The organism is Burkholderia sp. THE68 (assembly GCF_009938265.1).
Classification (GTDB): domain Bacteria; phylum Pseudomonadota; class Gammaproteobacteria; order Burkholderiales; family Burkholderiaceae; genus Caballeronia.
Genome location: NZ_AP022315.1, coordinates 2,100,629 through 2,119,768 on the forward strand (window position 1 = coordinate 2,100,629; position 19,140 = coordinate 2,119,768).

The window sequence follows — 19,140 nt, forward strand, 5'->3', positions numbered from 1 at the left end:
ACAGCGCGTATTTTAACTTTTACCGGTGGCTGTTTCGAAACCATGCGGCGGTGGCGGCGAGCCCTTCGTCGAGCGATTGCGGCGCCTGCCAGCCGAGCGCGTCGCGGATGCGCTGCGAATCGACCCGCAGGCTTCCGGTCAGGCGATCGATCTGCGCCGTCTTGCCGGTGACACGCGCGACGCCGCGCAGCCATCCCGCCGGCACCGGCACGAGCCGCGCCGGCTTGCCGAGATGCTCGCCGAGCTTGCGCGCGAGTTCCGCCACGCTTGGATCGTAGCCGTCGGTGACATGGAACAGGCGGCCCGCTGCGGCCGAATTCAGCGCGCATTCGATCGTCGCGCTCGCGAGATTGTCGACGGAAACGAGACTGCGCCGCGCATCGATCGCGCCGAGCGGGAGCGGCACGCCGCGTGCGATCGCCCGCATCATCGCCAGAAAATTGGCGCGCACGCCCGGGCCATAGACGAGCGGCGGCCGCACGACCGCGATTTCGAGCCCCGTCCGGCTGCCGAATTCGAGCAACTTTAACTCGGCTTCGGCCTTCGAGACACCGTAGGCATCGGGCGGGTTGCGTGCGTCGTCTTCCGTGAAAGGCCGGCCCGGATCGCGCTCGCCGAGCGCCTTGATGCTGCTCATCAGGACGAAACGCGTGGCGCCCGCGCGCCGCGCGGCGTCGGCGGCGGCGAGCGTGCCCTCGACGTTGGTCGCGCGATAGGCGTCGAGCACCGCCTGCGCCTGCGATTTTGCGTCGGCCATCACGTGCACGCGCGCGGCGAGATGGATCACCGCGTCGCAACCCGCGAACGCGTCCGGCGCGAGAGTGTCGAGGCTGTCGATCGCGCGTGCGTCGACGCCCGGCTCGCATCGCGCGTCGCGCCGCACGAGCCCCGTCACGGCGATGCCGCGCGCGAGCAAGGCACGGCTCACTGCGCGGCCGACGAAGCCGTTGGCGCCGGTGATCGCGATGCGTCGGCCGGAATCGCTCATAGCCACTTCCAGCCGAAGCGGCTGAAGAACCGGTACGCGGACGTGACGAAGAGTTTGATATGCGTCGAGCCCTTCTTCGCCGCGCCGCCGCCGTGATGCAGGATACGCACCGTCGGCACATACGCGATGCGCGCGACGCGACGCGTGCGCAGGCTCAGGTCGTAGTCCTCGAAATAGAGGAAATAGCGCGGGTCGAAGCCGCCGAGCGACGTGAGCACATCGGTGCGAAAAAGCATGAAGCAGCCGCTCACGATCGGCGGATCCCACACGATATCGGTTTCGCCGATGACATCGCGCATCTCGTAGCGCGCGAGCCGCCGCGCGAACGGCTTGCGCAGCGCGGACGGCAGGAAGCCGCGCACGAAGAGGTCGAACACGGACGGATAGCGGCGGCAGAGAAACTGCTGACGGCCATCGTCGCCGCCGATCCACGGCGCGAGCAGGCCCGTCTGCGGCGAATCGCGCAGGAAGGCGAGCGCGCGGCGCAGGCCGTCGGCATTGAGCTCGACATCCGGGTTCAGGATCAGATGGAAGCGGCTCTGCGCGCGTTCAATCGCGAGATTGTGGCCGCGGCCATAGCCGACATTGCCGTGTCCCTTCAGCACGACGGTGTCGAATTCGGCATCAGAGGTCGCTGGCAGGTCGGCAAGCTCGCCGGGATTGCCGTTGTCGATCAGATACAGGCACGGGCGCCCGGCGACGTCGTGCAGTTGCGCGAGTGCGGTTTCGAGCGTTTCGACGGTGCGTGCGAGCAATGCGGCGTCGGGCCGGTAGACGACGATCGAAATGCTGAGCGTGATGGCGGGCTGTGGGTTGGTGTTCATCGGACCAGGGGGGTGTCCGCGCCACGAGAGGAAAACGGACCGCATCGACGGATGGAAAACGCCAAGATTGTCCTCAATGTCGGGGGATTCGGCAACCGCGGGGTATCAGAAGCGGAGCGTGGCGGAACCAACTGAACATTGTGCTAAATTCCGCCAGCAACTGGAGTATTCTGCCGCGCCCGCGACGAACCTGTCCCTTCTGGTTCAGGCTGGACGCGCTGTGGGCTTAACCGATCTCCTATCGTGCATTGTATGAACAAGCCCATCGTCGTCGATCTGGACGGCACGTTGATCCACTCCGACATCCTCGTCGAGAGCGGATTCGCTTTTCTGAGATGGTTCCCGCAGAAGTTCTACAAGCCGCTGCAATGGCTGTCGAGCGGCGGCAAGCCCGCGCTGAAATCGCGGCTCGCAGAGCATGTGAGCATCGACGTCACGACGCTTCCCTACAACTCGCAGGTGCTCAACTGGTTGCGCGACATGCGCGCCGCCGGCCGCACGATCGCGCTCGCAACCGCGAGCCATGAGTCGTTCGCGCAGCGGATCGCGGAACATCTCGGCATCTTCGATCGCGTGTTCGCCACCGACGAGCACGTCAATCTTTCTTCGCATCGCAAGCGTGACCGGCTCGTCGCCGAGTATGGCGAGAAGGGTTTCGACTATGTGGGCAATTCGCACGACGACATTGCCGTCTGGGCCGCCGCCGACCGCGCCTACGTTGTCAATCCGCACAGGGGCGTGGTGCGCGCGGCATCGAAACACGACAACATCGCGGAAGTCTTCGAAGACCGCCCGCCGACGCTCAAGGTCTGGGCGAAGTCGCTGCGCCTGCATCAGTGGCTCAAGAACGTGCTGGTGTTCGTTCCGTTGCTCGCGGGCCATCAACTGGATTCGCCCACGGCGATCGGGCTCGCCGTGCTCGCATTCCTGGCGTTCGGGCTGTGCGCGTCGAGCGTCTATCTGCTCAACGACCTGCTCGATCTGCAGGACGACCGCCAGCATCCGGTCAAGCGCAAGCGCCCGCTCGCCGCAGGCACGATGTCGCTCGCCTGGGGCGTGGCGCTGTGCCCCGTCCTGCTCACCGCTGCCTTCGCGATCTCTTTGAGCTTCCTGTCGTGGAGATTCAACGCGGCCCTTTTCGGCTATTACGCGCTGACGCTCGCCTATTCGCTCGCGCTCAAGCGCCAGGTGATGATCGATGTGGTCGTGCTCGCCGCGCTGTACACGACGCGCATCATCGCCGGGGCGGCGGCGATCTACGTCCCGCTGACGTTCTGGCTGCTGGCCTTCTCGATGTTCGCCTTCCTCAGTCTCGCGCTCGTCAAGCGGTACACCGAACTCCACGCGATGCAGAAGGCCGGACGCGACGATGTACGAGGACGCGGCTATCTGGCGAGCGATCTGGCCATCGTGTCGTCGCTCGGCACGTCGTCGGGCTACATCTCGGTGATGGTGCTCGCGCTGTACATTCAGGACGAGCACACCACCATGCTCTACCGGCATCCGCGCTTCATCTGGATGGTTTGTCCGCTGATGCTCTACTGGTTCAGCCGGACGTGGGTCATTACGCATCGCGGCGGAATGAACGACGACCCCATCGTATTCGCCGCGCGCGATCGCGTGAGCCTGCTGGTCGCCGCGCTGTGCGCCTTCGCGTTCTGGCTTGCAACCTGACCGATGAGCGAACTGCTTTCCTGGGGCCGCTACCCTCGTCTGCCGCAGACCGCGCACGCCGCGTACTGGCGCGACGAAGCGCAGGCTCGATGGCGCGACGTGCAGACCGCGCACGGCACGACGCTCGCCTTCGGCAATGGCCGCAGCTACGGCGACGTATGCCTCGCGAGTTCGAACCACGTCTTCCAGACGCTCGCGCTCGATCGCATCATCTGCGCCGACTGGACGCGCGGCGTCGTGCGCGCCGAACCGGGCATCACCTTCGAGCAGATTCTCGCGCTCGCGGTGCCGCGCGGCTGGATGCTGCCGGTCACGCCGGGCACCAAGTACGTGACGCTCGGCGGTGCCATCGCCAACGACGTACACGGCAAGAATCATCATGTGCGCGGCACCTTCGGGCGGCACGTCCGCGCGTTCGGCCTCGCGCGCAGCGACGACTCGCTGATCGAGTGCTCACCGGAAACGAACCCAGGGCTCTTCAACGCGACGATCGGCGGGCTCGGCCTCACCGGCCTCATCCTGTGGGCCGAATTCTCGTTGATGCCGATCCGAACGAGCCTCATCGATGTGACGAGCATCCGCTTCGGCAAGCTCGACGAGTTCTTCGATCTGTCGGAGACGTACGACCCGACGCATGAGTACTGCGTCGCCTGGATCGATTGCGCGAGCCGCGGGCCCGCGCTCGGGCGCGGCATCTTCATGGCGGGCGATCACGCGATCCACGGCTCGCTCGATGTCGTGGAACCACGCAAGCGCCGCGTGCCGTTCACGCCGCCCGTCTCGCTCATCAACGGCGTCACGCTGCGCGCGTTCAACGAGCTGTATTACCGGCGTCAGCGCAAGCCCATCGAGATCTCGCGCGTCGGTTACGACGGCTATTTTTATCCGCTCGACAGCCTGCTCGAATGGAACCGGATCTACGGACCGCCGGGCTTTCAGCAGTATCAGTGCGTCGTGCCGGCGGCGAGCGCGCGTGACGCGGTGCGCGCGATGCTCGAGCGCATTTCATCGAGCGGCACGGGTTCGTTTCTCGCGGTGCTCAAGCGTTGCGGCGACATTCCGTCGCCCGGATTGCTGTCGTTTCCGATGGAAGGCACATCGCTCGCGCTCGACTTCCCGCAACACGAGATGCGCAACGGCCAGCTCTTCAAGGCGCTCGATGCGATCGTGCGCGACGCGGGCGGACGCATCTATCCGGCCAAGGACGCGCACATGTCGGGCGAAGATTTCCGCGCCGCCTATCCTCAATGGCAGCAGCTCGAGTCGCTTCGCGATCCGGCCATGCTGTCGCATTTCTGGAAAAGAATGACCGCCTTATGAAGAACATCGTCATCGTGGGCGCCACGTCCGCCATTGCCATCGCGTGCGCGCGCGAATGGGCCGCCAAAGGCGCGCGCTTCTTTCTCGTCGCGCGCAATCAGGAACGCATGGAACAGGTCGCCGCCGATCTGACCGCGCGCGGGGCGGCCTTCGCTGCGGTGCATCGGCTCGACATCGACAGCCTCGACGATCACGCCGCAATGCTCGCCGACTGCGCCGCGCACATGGATGCGATCGATATCGTGCTGGTCGCATCGGGCACGCTGCCGGATCAGGCGGCCTGTCAAAGCGATGCCGCCGTCGCGGTGCGCGAGTTTCACACCAACGCGCTCTCGCTGATCGCGCTGCTCACGCCGGTCGCCAACCGGCTCGAAGCGCAGCGTCATGGCGTGCTCGCGGTCATTTCATCGGTGGCGGGGGATCGCGGGCGTCCGTCGAATTATCTGTACGGCAGCGCGAAGGCCGCGTTGCAGGCGTTTCTGGAAGGCTTGCGCGCGCGGCTCTTCAAGGTCGGCGTGCATGTCGTCGATATCAAGCCGGGCTTCGTCGCCACGCCGATGACAGCGGGACTGCCGCTGCCCGGACCGCTCGTCGCGACGCCTGAGAAGGTCGCGAAGGATATCGTGCGCGGTATCGAAAGGAAGAAGGACGTGCTTTATACGCCGTGGTTCTGGTGGGGGATCATGTTCATCATCCGCAACGTGCCGCGCTTCGTGTTCAAACGGGTTTCGCTGTAGATCAGGCAAAGGTGCGAAAGACGTAGCGCTTGTCGAGCCGGTACTTGATCACGTAACCGATCGCCAGACCGATGCACGCGCCGATGTAGCGCGCTTCAGCCGTTCCGAAGATATGGTTGAAGCCGAATTCGACGCCCCAGAAAATCGCCGTGGTGACGAGGCCCATGGTCACGTAGAGCGTGAACATGGTCGCGTCGTGGCGCGCGTTGTCGGCCTTGAAGCGGAAGATCCATTTCTTGTCGAGCACGTATTTCACGACGAGACCGACGCCCGTGCCGATGAATACCGACAACACGATGTGCCACGGGCCGGTGTAGATGCGCGTGGTGAGATCCTGCGCGCCGATGTTGGCGAGGGTGGCGATGGCGGCGAAGAAGGTGTAGAGGAGGCCGAGTTGCATGTATCCGGAATCGGAGGAGTGATCGAAAGCTTTATAATTGCACGCATCCAGAGCGCGAGCGGCGCTAACTTGCACTAACTAGCGCGATAGTGGAACCGGTCGCGCCTCATGCATATTGATACGCGTTCCTGATATACCTGAAGGCATTCGCGAGAATTCCGCGCCAGGAGCCTGCGAACTTACACCCTCAAGCAGTAGCAACAACCGGTAACGATTATTTTGAATATCTTGATGTCGGCGTTCACGAGCCGCTGCTTGATGAACTGGCTGCCGATCGCCAGCAAGATCCGGGCGGAGGGTGGCACGTGCGATTTCCTCCTGTTCCCCCGTCTTTCGGACCCGGATCACACCGGCCTCTATGGCAGCGATATCCAGTCGCATGCCGTCTTGACCGCGCCCATCAATTCGACTTTCGAATTATGCGAGACGACGGAAGCCGAATGCATCGCCGCCATTCAGCGCTGCGTCAGGCAGAAGCATTATGACGGCGTCCTCATGACGACCTGTCATCTCGGGCCGGAGTTGAAACTGCGCAAATGGGTGCAGGCCGTGTCGCCGAAAACGCGGTTTATCGGGCTTCAGCATGGGTTCGTGCAGTTGTGGTCGCATTACGAAGCGCGGTTCGAGTCGTACGACTATCTGGGTGTTTTCGGAGAAGCGTTCACGACTCGTCTCTCTCCCGAGTTCCAGGACCGGGCAGTGGCGCTTTCGCTTCCCATCCTCGATTCCTACAGCGCCGACGCGCGGCCCGAGGAAGAAAGCATACTGTTCGCGCTGCAAAGAGACATTCCCCCCGATGAACTCCGGCAACTGTCCCAGGACATCGAAGCATCGTCCGGCAAGAAGATCATTCTGCGCGTTCATCCGGAACACGTCTCGCACTATGATGTGCTTCGGCCGATCTTCGAGTTCTCGGATCCTGCCGAACCGCTTTCCCGCGCGCTCGAGCGCACTTCGGCAGTGATCACGTCAGGCAGCACGCTTGCGCTTGCGTCGCTTTCGATGAATCGACCCACGGCAATCCTGCGTCACCTGGGCGGTGAAGAGTATGAACCGTTTGGCATAGTCGCCGAGGGGATGACGGCTTCCTCGATATTGCAGGCTTTGGATCGATATCGGGAAGCTTCGTTCCGGGTCCGGCTCGACGGCATACTGGAACGTTACACGGGTCGTCCGGGACGACGCGTCGATGATGCCTATGAGACGCTGCAAGCGCTGCTCGTGCCGCCGAAGCGCGATGCAACGGGCGCAGCGAACAGGTTCAGCGGCTGGCTTCGACGCGTCCTTGGCGGGGCCTGACGCCTGAGAGCGCCCCGCGCTCGCAGGACGTCCGCGCAACCCGTGGGCGCCAGGCTCACGCCTGTCGGTTGCGACGCCCGGTTGCCGTATGATTCCGGATCTTTCGAGTTCCCCCTTCCGCGCTTATGCACCCTGCCATCAAGGACCGCCCCCTTCCGACATCAACTATCCGGTCACCGGGCGTCTGGCCTTGTCTCGTGCTTCTGCTACTGGCGCCCATTCTCGTCAAGGCGCCCTTGCTCATCGGCGCGCTGATTGCGGATCCCGCACTGCTCTACGCCGGCCTGCACAGCCACTTGCATGCGGGTCCACTGACGGGCTATCCGCCCTACCCAACTATCGATCCGAATATCGCCTTCACCAGCCACGCGCTTGGACGGCGGGCCGCGCTCAATCTTTTCGACGGGCAATCGCTGTGGTGGAATCACTTCGAAGGTGTCGGCGTGCCGCTCGCCGGGGAGGTGCAGTCCGCGGCGCTGTTTCCATTGACCTGGCTGCTCATCCTTCGCGACGGACAGTTGTATATGCACATCGCGCTGCAGGTCATCGCCGGCTGGTCGACATGGGCGCTGCTGCGTCGCATCGGATGCACACCGCTCGCCGCGACGGCCGCCGCGCTTGTCTTCGAATTCAACGGCACCTTCGCCTGGCTCGCCAACGCGGTCGTCAATCCGATCCCGTTCCTGCCGCTCACCCTGCTGGGTATCGAGGTCTTGTGGGATCGTGTGGCAACCCGGCGCAAAGGCGGCGCGGCGTGGCTGATCATCGGACTGGCGGCGTCGCTGTATGCCGGATTTCCTGAGGTTGCGTATCTGGACGGCCTGCTCGTCCTCGTCTGGGCGCTGGTCCGCACGGCGTCGCTGTCGCGCGATCTTCGCCTCGCCTTCTGGGTGCGTATCTGCGTCGGCGGCCTGGCGGCCCTTGCTCTGGCGGCGCCCGCGCTGGTTCCCTTCTTCGACTTTCTTCCGCTCGCGAATACCGGCGGCCACGGAGACGGATTCGCATCCGCGCACCTCAGCCCGAGCTATGCGCTGGCACTGCTCTCCCCTTATGCGTTCGGCAGCATTTTTCAGCAAGCGCCGTTCGCGGACTTCTGGGGCTCAGTCGGCGGCTACGCGGGTTACGTTCTAATGGCGCTCGCGCTGTGCGGCGTAAGAGGGCCGACGCATCGCGGCTTGCGTCTCGCGCTCGCGCTCTGGACGGCAGTGTGTTTGGCGCTGACCTACGGAATGCCGGGCGTGAGCGTGCTGCTGCATATCGTTCCCGGCCTCAAGCTCGCGGCTTTCTACCGCTATCTGCCGCCTTCCTGGGAATTCAGCATGTGCGCGCTGGCCGCGTTCGCGCTGACCGATCTCGCAACGGCCCCGAGCGCGCGCCGGCTCACGGTCATGACCGTGCTCGTCGGGCTGGCTTGCGCTCTCGGCGCCTGGACGACGGCTCACGCGGGCTTGCACCCTGTCGGCCGCATCCCCCATATCGCCTGGATCGTGACCGCGGCGTTTGCGGCGGCGCTGTTTGCAATCACATGGCGATGGAGACCGGGGGCTTCGCGCATACGCGTGCTGGCAGGTCTGCTCGCGTTTGAAGCCGTGTTGTACTTTCTGATACCGGTCCTGAGTTATCCGTCGCGCGGCACGATCGAACTCGGCGGCGTCCGCTACCTCCAACAGAATCTGGGCTTTCAGCGGTTCGCCACGCTCGGGCCGGTGCAACCGAACTACGGGTCGTACTTCGGCATTGCATCGGTCAACCATAATGATTTGCCGATTCCGAAGGCATGGACCGACTATGTCGCGGCCCATCTGGACGGCAACGCCCCGCCCATTCTCTTTACCGGTGTTTCACGCAACGATCCGGCCGGTCCGAGTGCAGCCGACAGCCTCGTAGCGAACCTCGAAGCCTACCGTCGAATCGGCACACGCTATGTGCTCGCGCCGAAGGATTTCGAGGGAACGCCAGGCTCGGCCGGGTTCATGCAACATACTCGTGATCCCGATGCCAAAATCGCGCAGGTCTTTGCCGACGACCGCATGCGAATCTTCGAGATTGCCGATCCCGCGCCGTATCTCTCCGCCCCCGGCTGTACCTTGTCGATCAAGGACCGCGACACGCTCGACGCACGCTGCGACAAGCCCTCGACGCTCGTCCGTCTCGAGCTTGCGATGAAAGGCTGGAGCGCCCGCGTGAACGGCGAGCCACGAAGCATCGAGACGACCGGAGAGATCTTCCAGAGCGTCGCACTGCCGCAGGGTGAATCGACGGTTCGTTTCGTGTTCACTCCGCCATTCATCAACTGGGCGTGGCTTGCGTTCACCTTCGGTTTGCTGGTGCTTGCGGGCGATTTGCTGCGTGGACGTTCGAGATCCGCTGGAAACCGCGCCGCGAGTGGCGAGGGCGCGACGCGGGGCATGCGTTAACATTACGCAACATTCACTTTCCTTCGCACGCCGGCGCGTGCCCGGATTCAGCACGTGACTTCATTCATGGCCGAAATATCGCAGCTACGCATTGCCGTCGTCGTACCGTGCTACAACGAGGCAGCAACGATCGCGCACGTCGTCCGCGATTTCCGGTTGCATCTGCCGTCGGCCGAAATCTACGCGTTCAACAATAATTCCACCGACGACACGGGCGCGGCCGCGCGCGCCGCCGGCGCTCAGGTGATAGACGTGCCCTTGCAGGGCAAGGGCAACGTGGTGCGACGCATGTTCGCGGACGTGGAAGCCGATGTCTACGTGATGGTCGACGGCGACGCGACCTACGATGCCGCCGCCGCACCGAAGCTGATCGACGCGCTCGTCGAAAACCGCCTCGACATGGTCGTGGGCTCGCGTCTGAGTGATGAAGAAACGGCATATCGGCTCGGACACCGCTTCGGCAACATCTTGCTCACACAGTGCGCCGCAACGATTTTCGGCCGGACTTTCAAGGACATGTTGTCGGGCTATCGCGTCTTTTCGCGGCGCTACGCGAAGACCTTCCCTGCTCACTCAGCCGGTTTCGAGATCGAGACCGAACTCGCCGTCCATGCGCTCAGCATGCGAATGCCGGTGGTCGAAATCGAAACGGATTACAAGGCTCGCCCGGAAGGCTCCGAAAGCAAACTGAATACATATCGCGACGGATTCCGGATCCTGCTCACCATTCTCAAGCTGTTCAAGGCGGAAAAGCCCCTCGCCTTTTTTTCGGTGGGCTTTACGGTTTGCGTGGCGCTGTCGGTGCTGTTTGCGATTCCTGTCTTCGAGACCTATGTCGAGACCGGACTGGTTCCAAGGATTCCGACCGTGATCCTCAGCAGCGGCTTGATGCTGACCGGCGCGATTCTTCTCATCTGCGGACTGGTGCTCGATACCGTCACGCGAGGGCGCAACGAACTCAAGCGCCTCGCTTATCTCGCCATTCCGGCCACGAAAGCGGGAGGGCGCGTTGAGTAACGTGCAACGCGAGTTCCTGCGTTTCGCCTTTGCCGGCGTCGTCGGCTTCGTTGTCGATGCCGGGGTGCTGTACGCCGCGCTTTCCCTCGGATGCGGACCTTATCTCGGGCGCGTGATCTCTTTTCTCTGCGCCGCTTTTGTGACCTGGCAGATCAATCGCCGTATTACCTTTGCCCGGAGGGCTACGATTTCGCCATGGCGGGAATGGTGGGAGTATCTCTTTGCGATGTCGTTCGGAGGCGCATGCAATTACGCCACCTATGCGCTGGCCGTCTCGATCCTGCCCCGCTCGCCCGCCGCGCCGGCGCTCGCGGTTGCCGCGGGTTCCATCGCGGGGATGTTCGTCAATTTCCTCTCGGCGAAGCTCTGGGTGTTCCGTCACGCGCGGTCGAAGTCCCGTCAGTGACAGCACGTTTCGCAGGCGCCGTCTGAATCCGTTTCCCGAAGGTTCGGGTCAGACCGATGGGTTAGAATGCGGCACATAATCCGCTAGACGCCCGTCAGAGCATGTCCGTCATGGCCTGCAGCGGTGCTCAGCACCTTTCCCGAGAAATCCAGCAAGATGGGCACTACACCGAACCGTGAAGGCATTCTCGTCTTCATTCCCGCATATAACTGCGCGCGTCAGATCGGCCGCACGCTCCTGCAGCTCAAGGGATGCGAGGCGCATTTCCGTGAAGTGATCGTCGTCGATAATCGAAGCACCGACGACACGGTCAAGTCCGCGATTTCTGCCGCGGCGCAACTGGACTTGCCGGTTCGCGTCATGCAGAACTGGGACAACCTCGGTCTGGGCGGCTCGCACAAGAGCGCGTTCGCCTATGCCGCGCGTGAGGGATTCGATTATCTAGTGGTCCTTCACGGTGACGATCAGGGCAGCATACGCGATCTGCTGCCTCATATCGAGCGAGGCGAACATCGCACGGTCGACTGCCTCCTCGGCGCCCGCTTCATGCCCGGCTCGCGGCTCGAAGGCTATTCCGCGTTCCGTACGTTCGGCAACGAGGTATTCAATCTGCTGTTTTCGGCGGCCAGCGGCAAGCGCCTCTATGACCTGGGCTCGGGTCTCAACATGTATCGCGTCGATGCCGTCAGGAATCTGCGTTACCAAGGTTTCGCGGACAACCTTACGTTCAACTACTACATGATCCTGGCGACCGTCTGGCGCCGCTGGAAGATCCGCTTCTTTCCAATCAGCTGGCGCGAGGACGATCAGGTGTCCAATGTCAAACTGACACGCCAGTCGCTCCAGGTTCTGAAACTGCTGACGACGTTCGTGTTCCGGCGTCGTGATTTCCTCGACGGGCAGCACACCACCCGCTCTCCCGACGACTACCGGTTCGATACCGTGTACGACAGCACGCTCTCGACGCAGCCATCGGGGCAGCCTGATGTCCCTCGTTAATCGAAAGCGCCTGTTGTTTTGGGGCTTCGGTGTATCAGCGGTCCTGTTCGTCGGCTCGCTCGCGCTCTGGCTCCCGCTCGGCTGGTCTCGCACGGGCTTCCCTCCAGCCAGCGCCCTGATCTGGCCGATCGTCCTGTATGCGATGGCGCACGGCGCCCGCATGCTGCGACTCGGCCTGCTTCTTGGCAGCATTCGGTTGCGCAAGCTGCTGGGGCTCTACCTCTATACGGCCGCCTGCTCGGCAGTGATTCCGTTCAAGCTCGGCGAACTGGTGCGGGTCAATGAGTTTGCCTGGCAGCAGTCGGGAAGCATCGCGCGCGGTGTCGTGATCGTCTGGGTCGAGCGCGTATTCGACATGGTCGCGCTCGGCGCCATGATCCTCGTCATCCTGACACGCACCGACGTGGAAGTGGCACCGATCGCCCCCGTTCTCTGGCTGAGCACGGCATTCGTGCTGGCCACGCTGTGCTTCTTCTTCGTGTTGCCGGAACAACTGGCCACGTTGAATCTGCACGTGATCCGAACCTATCGCGACGAAAAAGCCGTTCGCATCCTCAGGGTTCTCGAGACGATCAACGATCTGTCCCAACTGGCAAGGCCTCTGCTTAGCGGCCGCATGTTGACGCTCGCCTTCGTCACGCTGTTCATCTGGTGTTTCGAACTTCTCGCCCTGGGGCTGCTCACGCGGGATCTGAATAGCTGGAGTCCGCTCCTCAGACTCGTCAGCCAGTTCGCCGACATCATCATCCATCGGCCGGCGCACGCGGCGTCGAACGACGCGCTGGTCTCTGTTTTCGATCAGTGGAAGATTCAGATTCTGTGTGTTCCCGGAATCATCGCATTGATCCTGTTTCGCAAATGGCGACGCGCCCCATCTCAGCCTGAAGGATTGACGAGGTGAAGAAGATACTGATCTACGACAACACTCAGCCGCCGCCGAGTGACGTCTGCAACCTGCTGGGTATCGAACGATTCTCGGATGTGTACTACCGCAAGCGCTCGCTGGACCGCTGGATCTCCGACCTCGCCGGGCAGGCGGGTCTGACGTTCGTCGATCTGGAATCGCTGATGCATGCCGACTCGCTGGCGAAACCGCCGCTTTCCGGCCCCGGCAGACAGACGATCATCTATATTCCCGCCTGGATCGCATTCGGCTGCGCGGAGAAGGAGGCGGCGCTCTTTCTCCAGAAACTCAGCCTGACGCGCAACAACCTGCGGGTGGCGAACGACGCCAACCAGTTCGATCCCTATGCACCCCATATGATGGTGCTCGTGGACGATCTGGCTCAGTCGTTCCTGCGGGCCGTCGCATCCGGGGAGTCGGCCGAGTCGTTCTTCCGGGAAGCTGGCGAGCAGTTGCAGCCCGTGCCCGATCACGCCAGCATGATCGACTTGCGCGATCCGCTTCGCTTCACGGATTACCTGACCAGCAACTTCGACGCGCGCTTTTTCAATTCCGTTCAGACGGTCAACGAATTCGTCCTGCTGAAGCGGTCGACCGACGCCGCCAAGTTGAAGCGCGAACACGACTTCTATCATCTTCTGCCCGCGTCGATGCAGATGTTCTTCGTGCAGCCCTACGATTTCACGCGGGAAGCGCAAGGCGCGAGCTACAAGATGGAGCGTCTGTTCGTTCCTGACATGGCGCTGCAATGGATCCACGGCTCGCTCAACAGGATCCATCTCGAGCGCTTCCTCGATAAAGTGCTCTTCTTCGTGCGATCGCGACCGGCCAGGCCGGTGCCGCGCGACATCGCCGAACGTACGCGCGACGAAGCGTACCGGTCGAAGCTGCTCGCGCGTCTGGAGCAACTCGAAGCGCTGCCTGCCTATGCATCGATCGAGCCTTATGCACGCGCGACGTTCGGCGGGGTTCACTCCCTGCTGGACCGGTATCTGAAGTTGCTCGACAAGTCGCAACCTGCGGAAATCGAGAAAAGCCTGTGCATCGGGCACGGCGATCTGTGCTTCTCGAACATTCTGTACAGCAAGACGACCGGCCTCATGCGTTTCATCGACGCGCGAGGCGCGGAAACCGAAGATGAGCTGTATGTCAATCCTTACTATGACATCGCCAAGCTGTCGCATTCGGTGGTCGGCAACTACGACTTCATCAACTATGGGCTCTTTCGCCTGGACATCGACAGCGATCTGAAGGTGCGCCTGCACATCGATGCGAAGCCTCAGCCGTGGGCCACCGGAATGTTCCGGCAGAAGCTCACCGAGAGCGGCTTCGATCCGGAGCTGACGCGCCTCTACGAGGCGTCGTTGTTCATCAGCATGGCTCCGCTGCACATCGACGTTCCGAAGAAGGTGATCGCTTTTCTCGTGAACGCGGCAGACATACTCGACGAACTCGAACGCAAATTCTGAGGAGGCTCAGGTGCTGGTCAAGCAAAAATGCATTGTGATGGACATCGACGGCACGTTGTGTCCCAAGAAACTTCCGGACGAATCGTATGCCGATCTGCTGCCGATACCGGAAATGATGGAGCAGCTCGCACGCTATCGCGAACAGGGCTTCTACGTGATCCTGTTCACGGCGCGCAACATGAATACCTACGACGGCAACATCGGCCGCATCGTCGCGAACACGGGCAAGCTGTTGATGGAATGGCTCGACAGGCATCAAGTCCCCTATGACGAACTGCATCTCGGCAAGCCCTGGCCGGGACGCGGCGGTTTCTATGTCGACGACAAGGCCATTCGTCCCGACGAATTCCTCAAGCTCTCCTACAGCGAGATTCTCAAACTTGTCGGCGAAGAGCCGGGCGGAGAATGACGATGGTGAACGTGATCATCACGATGGGCGGCCTCGGCAAGCGTTTTCGGGATGCCGGCTACACCGTGCCGAAGTATCAGATCGAGGCGCATGGCAAGACGCTCTTCACATGGTCGATGCTGAGTCTCTCGAGTTTCATCGAGCAAAGGGCGCGGTTCATTTTCATCGTTCGTGAAGAAGACGGCGCGCGAGCGTTCATCGAGAGCGAAGCGGCACGGCTCGGCATTGCCGACCGTCAGGTGCTCGAGATCGGCTATCTCACCGACGGACAGGCAACGACCGCGACACTCGCGCGCGATCTCATCGCCGATCCGTCGCAACCGATGCTCGTGTACAACATCGACACGTTCGTGCATCCGTCGGCGCTGCCGGCAGATGCCACGCGCGGCGACGGCTGGGTGCCGTGCTTCCCGGGCAAGGGTGACGGCTGGAGCTTCGCCGCGGCCGAGCCGGACGGGCGCATCACGGAACTGCGAGAAAAAGTACGCATCTCGCCTCATGCAACGATCGGCCTGTACTGGTTCTCGTCGTTTTCGCTTTATAACGATGCGTACGAGCGCTACTACCGTGACAGCAGCCGCATGGAAAAGGGCGAGAAATACATCGCCCCGCTCTATAACGAGCTCATCTCCGCCGGCCGCCCAGTCTATCTGCATGAAGTGCCGGAAGGCGCCGTCTATCCGCTGGGCACGCCTGCGGAAGTCGAACGATTCCTGCAAAACGCGCCGCCCTCGCTCTGATGCGTCGTATCTGCCTCAAGCCTTTTCGCCCGAGTTCGTTACGTGACATCTGACTCCGTCCGTCTGCGCGCTGCCCGCCCGATCCTGACTTCCGGGCTTGCAGGCTTGTGCGCCGCGCTTCTGACGGCTCTCGTCGTCGCGTTGTTCCTGCGCGCGCATGCCCTGCCTCGTGTGGCCTGGCTCACGACGCCGGTCGCGCTCGCGGCGGGCGTGTCGGTGGCGCTGTTCGTGCGCCGTGGGTGGCGATCGGTACGCATAGTGGATCTGGCGGCACTCGTCATCGGTACGGCATGCGTCGCGGCCCTCGTTCCGCCGGTAGCGCAGCACTATCCGAAGGTCAGTGTCTCGGCGACGGGACAGAAGAATCCGGCATCGGCTTCGTCGGAAGTCTGGGTCGGACTCGAGTCCGGTGCGCAATCGTTCGACGGTCACTGGTCGGGCGCGGGCGATGCCTGGGAGCCGCGCGGTCAACGCTATGTTTCCTATCGCAACCAGCCGGCGACACTCACGTGGGACGGCGCCTGGGGCGAAGGCGCAAGACTCGAGCTGGGACGACACTCGTGGTCCGGCATCGCGCGGGTGGACATCGGCGGGAAAGAGCAGACGCTCGATCTCTATGCGACAGTCGCGAGCACATTGACCATCCCGCTGCCACGACCTTCGCTCTCGTGGAAGGACAAGGCCCTCTGGGTCGGGTTCGCGGCGGCCGCCATGCTGGCTGTCTCGGTGTTCGGCCACCTCCTCAGGGCGTTGCCGGTCGTCTGGTCGGGTAGTCTCGCCATCGCATTTCTGATGTCCTGCATCACGCTCTTTGTGGTGCACGAGCGGTCCTACGCGGGCGATTTCGACGTCGTTGCATTCGATTCGAACGCACCGGTGACGACAGTAGAACTGGACGCGGGGCAAGGTTTCGCTCCCGAGTTGAATTACCCGTTGAAACCGAGCACGCCGAGCCGCTTCGAGACCGCAGCGTCGCCTGATGCCGCGTGGCGGATCGAGGCGACGGACAGCACGCTGATCGGCATTCCGTTGGCCTCGAGCCAGCCGAACGGGCCAGAGACCGGCAACGACCGTGTGCAGCCTGTGTCGGTCGGCCGCACGTCGATCTACACGCTCGAAGGCAGCAAAAATCCGACGCTCGCGGTAGTCGGACCGGACTCGCAGAAGCACGCCATCGCAATACCGCAGTCGGGATCGGACAAGATTTTCGTGCTCGTCGAGCGCGATGCAACGAGCTTGCGTGTCGCCGTGAGTCGTTCGTTCGGTTCGCTGGCCATCGGCTCGGACTTCTCCGGCGATGTGACGAAAGTACGTATTCTGGCCGACAACGGCCGCGCCGCCGGCAAGCTCTTCCGCATTTCCTTCGACGCGCCATTTCAGGCGTTCGAACTTCAGCCCGCCGGCAACGATACCTATGCGGTCACGTCCATCCGTCGACCCGATAGCCGCATGTTCGTGGCGATCAAACTGCTGGCCGCCGCGGAGACCTTCCTTCTCGTCATGCTGATTCCGGTTGCGGTCTGGACCTGTAGGTCGCTGGCGCAACTGGCGAAAAGCGGAAGACCGGTCAGCGTCATCATCGGAACCGTTGGCATCGTCGGCTGGATGGGGGTTGCGGCGCTTATCACCTGGCCAGGCGTAGTCGGATGGGACGGCACGATGCCCTACGTCGTCTTCGACGCGGGAGCCTACGACACATGGTATGGCATCGGGTATCCGCTGCTGGTCGGCGGACTTCTGTTGCTGGAAGGACCGAGGCTCGTCACGGCAACGGGTGTCGCGGGAACGATGCTTCTGCTGCTGGTCACTCTCACGATCGGGCTCGGCGCCACGCGCCGGGGAATTCGCGCGCTGATCGTCACGCTTTGCGTCGCGTGGCTGCCGCTGACGATCATCCCGTTTGCCAGCGCCGTGCATTTGCGTGACGCGATGAATGGTCTGGTCATGGCGAGCTTCGCCGTGTGCGTGTTCGTGATGCTGATGAAGTGGAGCGGCTGGTCCGCGAGCCAGCGTAGCGTCATCGTTGCGGCGCTCGTTTGCAATGGCCTGGTTGCAGCACTGCTTCGGGTCGACAATATTCCGACGCTCGGCATCTGGTTCGCCGGTGCATGTCTGCTTCTGAGCGGCAGCCGTGCGCGTCGCGTCGCCATGGTCGCGATCGCCGCAGTGGCGTGGCTGTCGATCACCCCATTGGCCGAACGCGCGTTGTTTCCTGATCGGGCCGCACTGAGCGCGGCAAAGCGCATGTACGGCACCACGGCGCTCGTGAATCCGGTGACCGGCATGCTGAAGATCGGGCAGAACCAGTTGTCGGCAAGCACTTCAGCACAAACGCGCGAGGTACTGGATCGGCTGATCGACGTGGATTTTTCTCTGGCGCACTGGTCGCCCTACGAAATCGTCTACTGGCATCAAACCCATACGGAACGAGCGCCGCCGACAGACGCGGACGTACGGGATCTGCAGAAGACGTACGTGCGGCTGGCGCTGGAAAATCCCGTCCTGTTCATCAAGATCCGGCTGGCGACGTTCGCCTCCAATCTCGGCTTCAGCGGGTCGGTTGACGGTCTGCGGATGCCGTCCAACTCGTTCGAATTTCAGTCTTTCTATGATCAGCTGACCGATCCGGGCGGCTCGATGAAGAAATTCCAGTGGCTTTACAGCTTCGCTCCCGAAGGCCATCACTGGATCGACAGTCTCCGGTCCCTGCGTCACTGGACGGCGACGGTCGCGACTCACATTCCGCAATTGATCGTCTGCCTCGTCGCGCTCGCATGGTTCCGGCGCTATCCGCCCTGCGCGGTACTCGCGGCGGGAACCATCGCGCGCGTGTGCGTGTTCTTCCTGTTCGCGCCCGCTTCCGTGTTCCTTTACCTCTACGATCTGCAACTGATTGGATTCTGCCTGCCATTTCTGATGGCGGGTTGGACACCTCAGCCGGGATCTCCTGCTACCCGCCTTTCTGGAGACGCCTAGCATGCTCATGCGTTTCGGAGTCGTATCCGGTCTCGGATGGCTCATCGACTTCTGCCTGTTCGTCACGCTGACCGCTTTCAAGTCGCCGGTCTGGCTCGCCAATACAGTGAGTGCGACCGCCGCGGTTCTGTTCGTATTTTTTGTGTCGGTGCGGCGGATCTTCGAATACCAGGGTCACTATCTGCTCGGGAAACTGGTGCGCTACATCGTGTATCAGGCGATCGCGATTCTGACTGCTTCCGTCATCATCGACTTGCTGACTCATCATCTGGGCCTGGCACCGATCGTCTCCAAGATCATCGTCACGCCCCTGACCTTCTACTGCAACTTTCAATTCATGTCGTTCATTACGACTGGCCGGCTGAGGCTGCGCTAGACATGCACGACTGAACACGCACCTTTAGAGATAGACCGAGGCACCCGATCGAACGACTCGCGTTGTTTGAGCAAAGCGCCCTCTATATTTTGAGATAATCGACGCGCCCGATCGAACGACTCCCGTTGTTTGAGCAAGGCGCCCCCATATTTTGAGATAGCCGGGGCGCCCAATGGAACACTCGC

The 19,140-nt window shown here is 62.5% G+C and carries 17 protein-coding genes; 14 read left to right on the top strand and 3 right to left on the bottom strand.

Going from position 1 to position 19,140, the window contains the following annotated elements:
• Nucleotides 1-19: 19 nt before the first annotated feature.
• Nucleotides 20-988 carry an NAD-dependent epimerase/dehydratase family protein gene (locus tag BTHE68_RS09965; RefSeq protein ID WP_162066188.1) on the bottom strand — a complete coding sequence of 323 codons (969 nt, stop codon included), beginning with the start codon at nt 986-988 and terminating at the stop codon, nt 20-22.
• Entirely contained in the window at nt 985-1,812 is an 828-nt protein-coding gene (locus tag BTHE68_RS09970; protein ID WP_162066189.1) for a glycosyltransferase family 2 protein, read from the bottom strand. Before BTHE68_RS09970 ends, BTHE68_RS09965 begins: the two co-directional genes overlap by 4 nt.
• Before the next feature lie 252 nt (nt 1,813-2,064).
• Here BTHE68_RS09970 and BTHE68_RS09975 point away from each other — a divergent pair, with 252 nt between their 5' ends.
• From BTHE68_RS09975 to BTHE68_RS09985, 3 genes are read left to right on the top strand one after another with little or no spacing between them, the layout of a single operon-like run.
• Nucleotides 2,065-3,486 carry a UbiA family prenyltransferase gene (locus BTHE68_RS09975; protein WP_162066190.1) on the top strand — a complete coding sequence of 474 codons (1,422 nt, stop codon included), beginning with the start codon at nt 2,065-2,067 and terminating at the stop codon, nt 3,484-3,486.
• Nucleotides 3,487-3,489: 3 nt separating this feature from the next.
• On the top strand, nt 3,490-4,806 hold the full coding sequence (locus BTHE68_RS09980) for an FAD-binding oxidoreductase (RefSeq protein WP_162066191.1): 1,317 nt from the start codon (nt 3,490-3,492) through the stop codon (nt 4,804-4,806).
• Nucleotides 4,803-5,543: an SDR family oxidoreductase gene (locus BTHE68_RS09985; RefSeq protein ID WP_162066192.1), complete on the top strand. Its 741-nt coding sequence runs from the start codon at nt 4,803-4,805 to the stop codon at nt 5,541-5,543. The genes BTHE68_RS09980 and BTHE68_RS09985 overlap by 4 nt, the downstream gene beginning before the upstream one ends.
• 1 nt (nt 5,544) lies before the next feature.
• Here the strand turns inward: BTHE68_RS09985 and BTHE68_RS09990 are convergent, their stop codons facing one another.
• Nucleotides 5,545-5,943 (bottom strand): GtrA family protein, encoded by a 399-nt coding sequence (locus BTHE68_RS09990; RefSeq protein ID WP_162066193.1) that lies wholly within the window; start codon nt 5,941-5,943, stop codon nt 5,545-5,547.
• A 258-nt stretch (nt 5,944-6,201) separates the two neighbouring features.
• Between BTHE68_RS09990 and BTHE68_RS09995 the strand changes: the two genes are divergently transcribed.
• The 11 genes from BTHE68_RS09995 (at nt 6,202) to BTHE68_RS10045 (ending at nt 18,955) form a co-directional block, all read left to right on the top strand.
• A complete protein-coding gene (locus BTHE68_RS09995) occupies nt 6,202-7,242 on the top strand; it encodes a hypothetical protein (RefSeq protein WP_162066194.1) in 1,041 nt (346 codons plus the stop codon).
• Nucleotides 7,243-7,478: 236 nt separating this feature from the next.
• A complete protein-coding gene (locus BTHE68_RS10000) occupies nt 7,479-9,659 on the top strand; it encodes a glycosyltransferase family protein (protein WP_197919658.1) in 2,181 nt (726 codons plus the stop codon).
• Nucleotides 9,660-9,725: 66 nt separating this feature from the next.
• Nucleotides 9,726-10,676, top strand: coding sequence for a glycosyltransferase family 2 protein (locus BTHE68_RS10005; RefSeq protein WP_162066195.1), 951 nt, complete (start codon nt 9,726-9,728; stop codon nt 10,674-10,676).
• A gap of 1 nt (nt 10,677) precedes the next feature.
• Nucleotides 10,678-11,082 (top strand): GtrA family protein, encoded by a 405-nt coding sequence (locus BTHE68_RS10010; RefSeq protein ID WP_162066853.1) that lies wholly within the window; start codon nt 10,678-10,680, stop codon nt 11,080-11,082.
• A gap of 156 nt (nt 11,083-11,238) precedes the next feature.
• On the top strand, nt 11,239-12,081 hold the full coding sequence (locus tag BTHE68_RS10015) for a glycosyltransferase family 2 protein (RefSeq protein WP_162066196.1): 843 nt from the start codon (nt 11,239-11,241) through the stop codon (nt 12,079-12,081).
• Complete coding sequence (locus BTHE68_RS10020) at nt 12,068-12,982, top strand: lysylphosphatidylglycerol synthase domain-containing protein (RefSeq protein ID WP_162066197.1); 915 nt, start codon at nt 12,068-12,070, stop codon at nt 12,980-12,982. Before BTHE68_RS10015 ends, BTHE68_RS10020 begins: the two co-directional genes overlap by 14 nt.
• Nucleotides 12,979-14,454, top strand: coding sequence for an aminoglycoside phosphotransferase family protein (locus tag BTHE68_RS10025; RefSeq protein ID WP_162066198.1), 1,476 nt, complete (start codon nt 12,979-12,981; stop codon nt 14,452-14,454). Before BTHE68_RS10020 ends, BTHE68_RS10025 begins: the two co-directional genes overlap by 4 nt.
• A 10-nt stretch (nt 14,455-14,464) precedes the next feature.
• Complete coding sequence (locus tag BTHE68_RS10030; protein ID WP_197919659.1) at nt 14,465-14,863, top strand: HAD family hydrolase; 399 nt, start codon at nt 14,465-14,467, stop codon at nt 14,861-14,863.
• Nucleotides 14,864-14,865: 2 nt separating this feature from the next.
• The gene (locus BTHE68_RS10035) at nt 14,866-15,603 is read left to right on the top strand and encodes a glycosyltransferase family 2 protein (protein ID WP_162066199.1); all 738 of its coding nucleotides are present in this window, start codon (nt 14,866-14,868) and stop codon (nt 15,601-15,603) included.
• Between the two features lie 42 nt (nt 15,604-15,645).
• Nucleotides 15,646-18,579 carry a hypothetical protein gene (locus tag BTHE68_RS10040; RefSeq protein ID WP_162066200.1) on the top strand — a complete coding sequence of 978 codons (2,934 nt, stop codon included), beginning with the start codon at nt 15,646-15,648 and terminating at the stop codon, nt 18,577-18,579.
• A 1-nt stretch (nt 18,580) separates the two neighbouring features.
• Complete coding sequence (locus tag BTHE68_RS10045) at nt 18,581-18,955, top strand: GtrA family protein (RefSeq protein ID WP_162066201.1); 375 nt, start codon at nt 18,581-18,583, stop codon at nt 18,953-18,955.
• The last annotated feature ends 185 nt before the right edge of the window (nt 18,956-19,140 follow it).

What these genes read in the sequence shown, in the direction of transcription:
- BTHE68_RS09965 (WP_162066188.1), bottom strand. Translation starts at nt 988, where the DNA reads ATGAGCGATTCCGGCCGACGCATCGCGATCACCGGCGCCAACGGCTTC.
- BTHE68_RS09970 (WP_162066189.1), bottom strand. Translation starts at nt 1,812, where the DNA reads ATGAACACCAACCCACAGCCCGCCATCACGCTCAGCATTTCGATCGTC.
- BTHE68_RS09975 (WP_162066190.1), top strand. Translation starts at nt 2,065, where the DNA reads ATGAACAAGCCCATCGTCGTCGATCTGGACGGCACGTTGATCCACTCC.
- BTHE68_RS09980 (WP_162066191.1), top strand. Translation starts at nt 3,490, where the DNA reads ATGAGCGAACTGCTTTCCTGGGGCCGCTACCCTCGTCTGCCGCAGACC.
- BTHE68_RS09985 (WP_162066192.1), top strand. Translation starts at nt 4,803, where the DNA reads ATGAAGAACATCGTCATCGTGGGCGCCACGTCCGCCATTGCCATCGCG.
- BTHE68_RS09990 (WP_162066193.1), bottom strand. Translation starts at nt 5,943, where the DNA reads ATGCAACTCGGCCTCCTCTACACCTTCTTCGCCGCCATCGCCACCCTC.
- BTHE68_RS09995 (WP_162066194.1), top strand. Translation starts at nt 6,202, where the DNA reads ATGAACTGGCTGCCGATCGCCAGCAAGATCCGGGCGGAGGGTGGCACG.
- BTHE68_RS10005 (WP_162066195.1), top strand. Translation starts at nt 9,726, where the DNA reads ATGGCCGAAATATCGCAGCTACGCATTGCCGTCGTCGTACCGTGCTAC.
- BTHE68_RS10015 (WP_162066196.1), top strand. Translation starts at nt 11,239, where the DNA reads ATGGGCACTACACCGAACCGTGAAGGCATTCTCGTCTTCATTCCCGCA.
- BTHE68_RS10020 (WP_162066197.1), top strand. Translation starts at nt 12,068, where the DNA reads ATGTCCCTCGTTAATCGAAAGCGCCTGTTGTTTTGGGGCTTCGGTGTA.
- BTHE68_RS10035 (WP_162066199.1), top strand. Translation starts at nt 14,866, where the DNA reads ATGGTGAACGTGATCATCACGATGGGCGGCCTCGGCAAGCGTTTTCGG.
- BTHE68_RS10045 (WP_162066201.1), top strand. Translation starts at nt 18,581, where the DNA reads ATGCTCATGCGTTTCGGAGTCGTATCCGGTCTCGGATGGCTCATCGAC.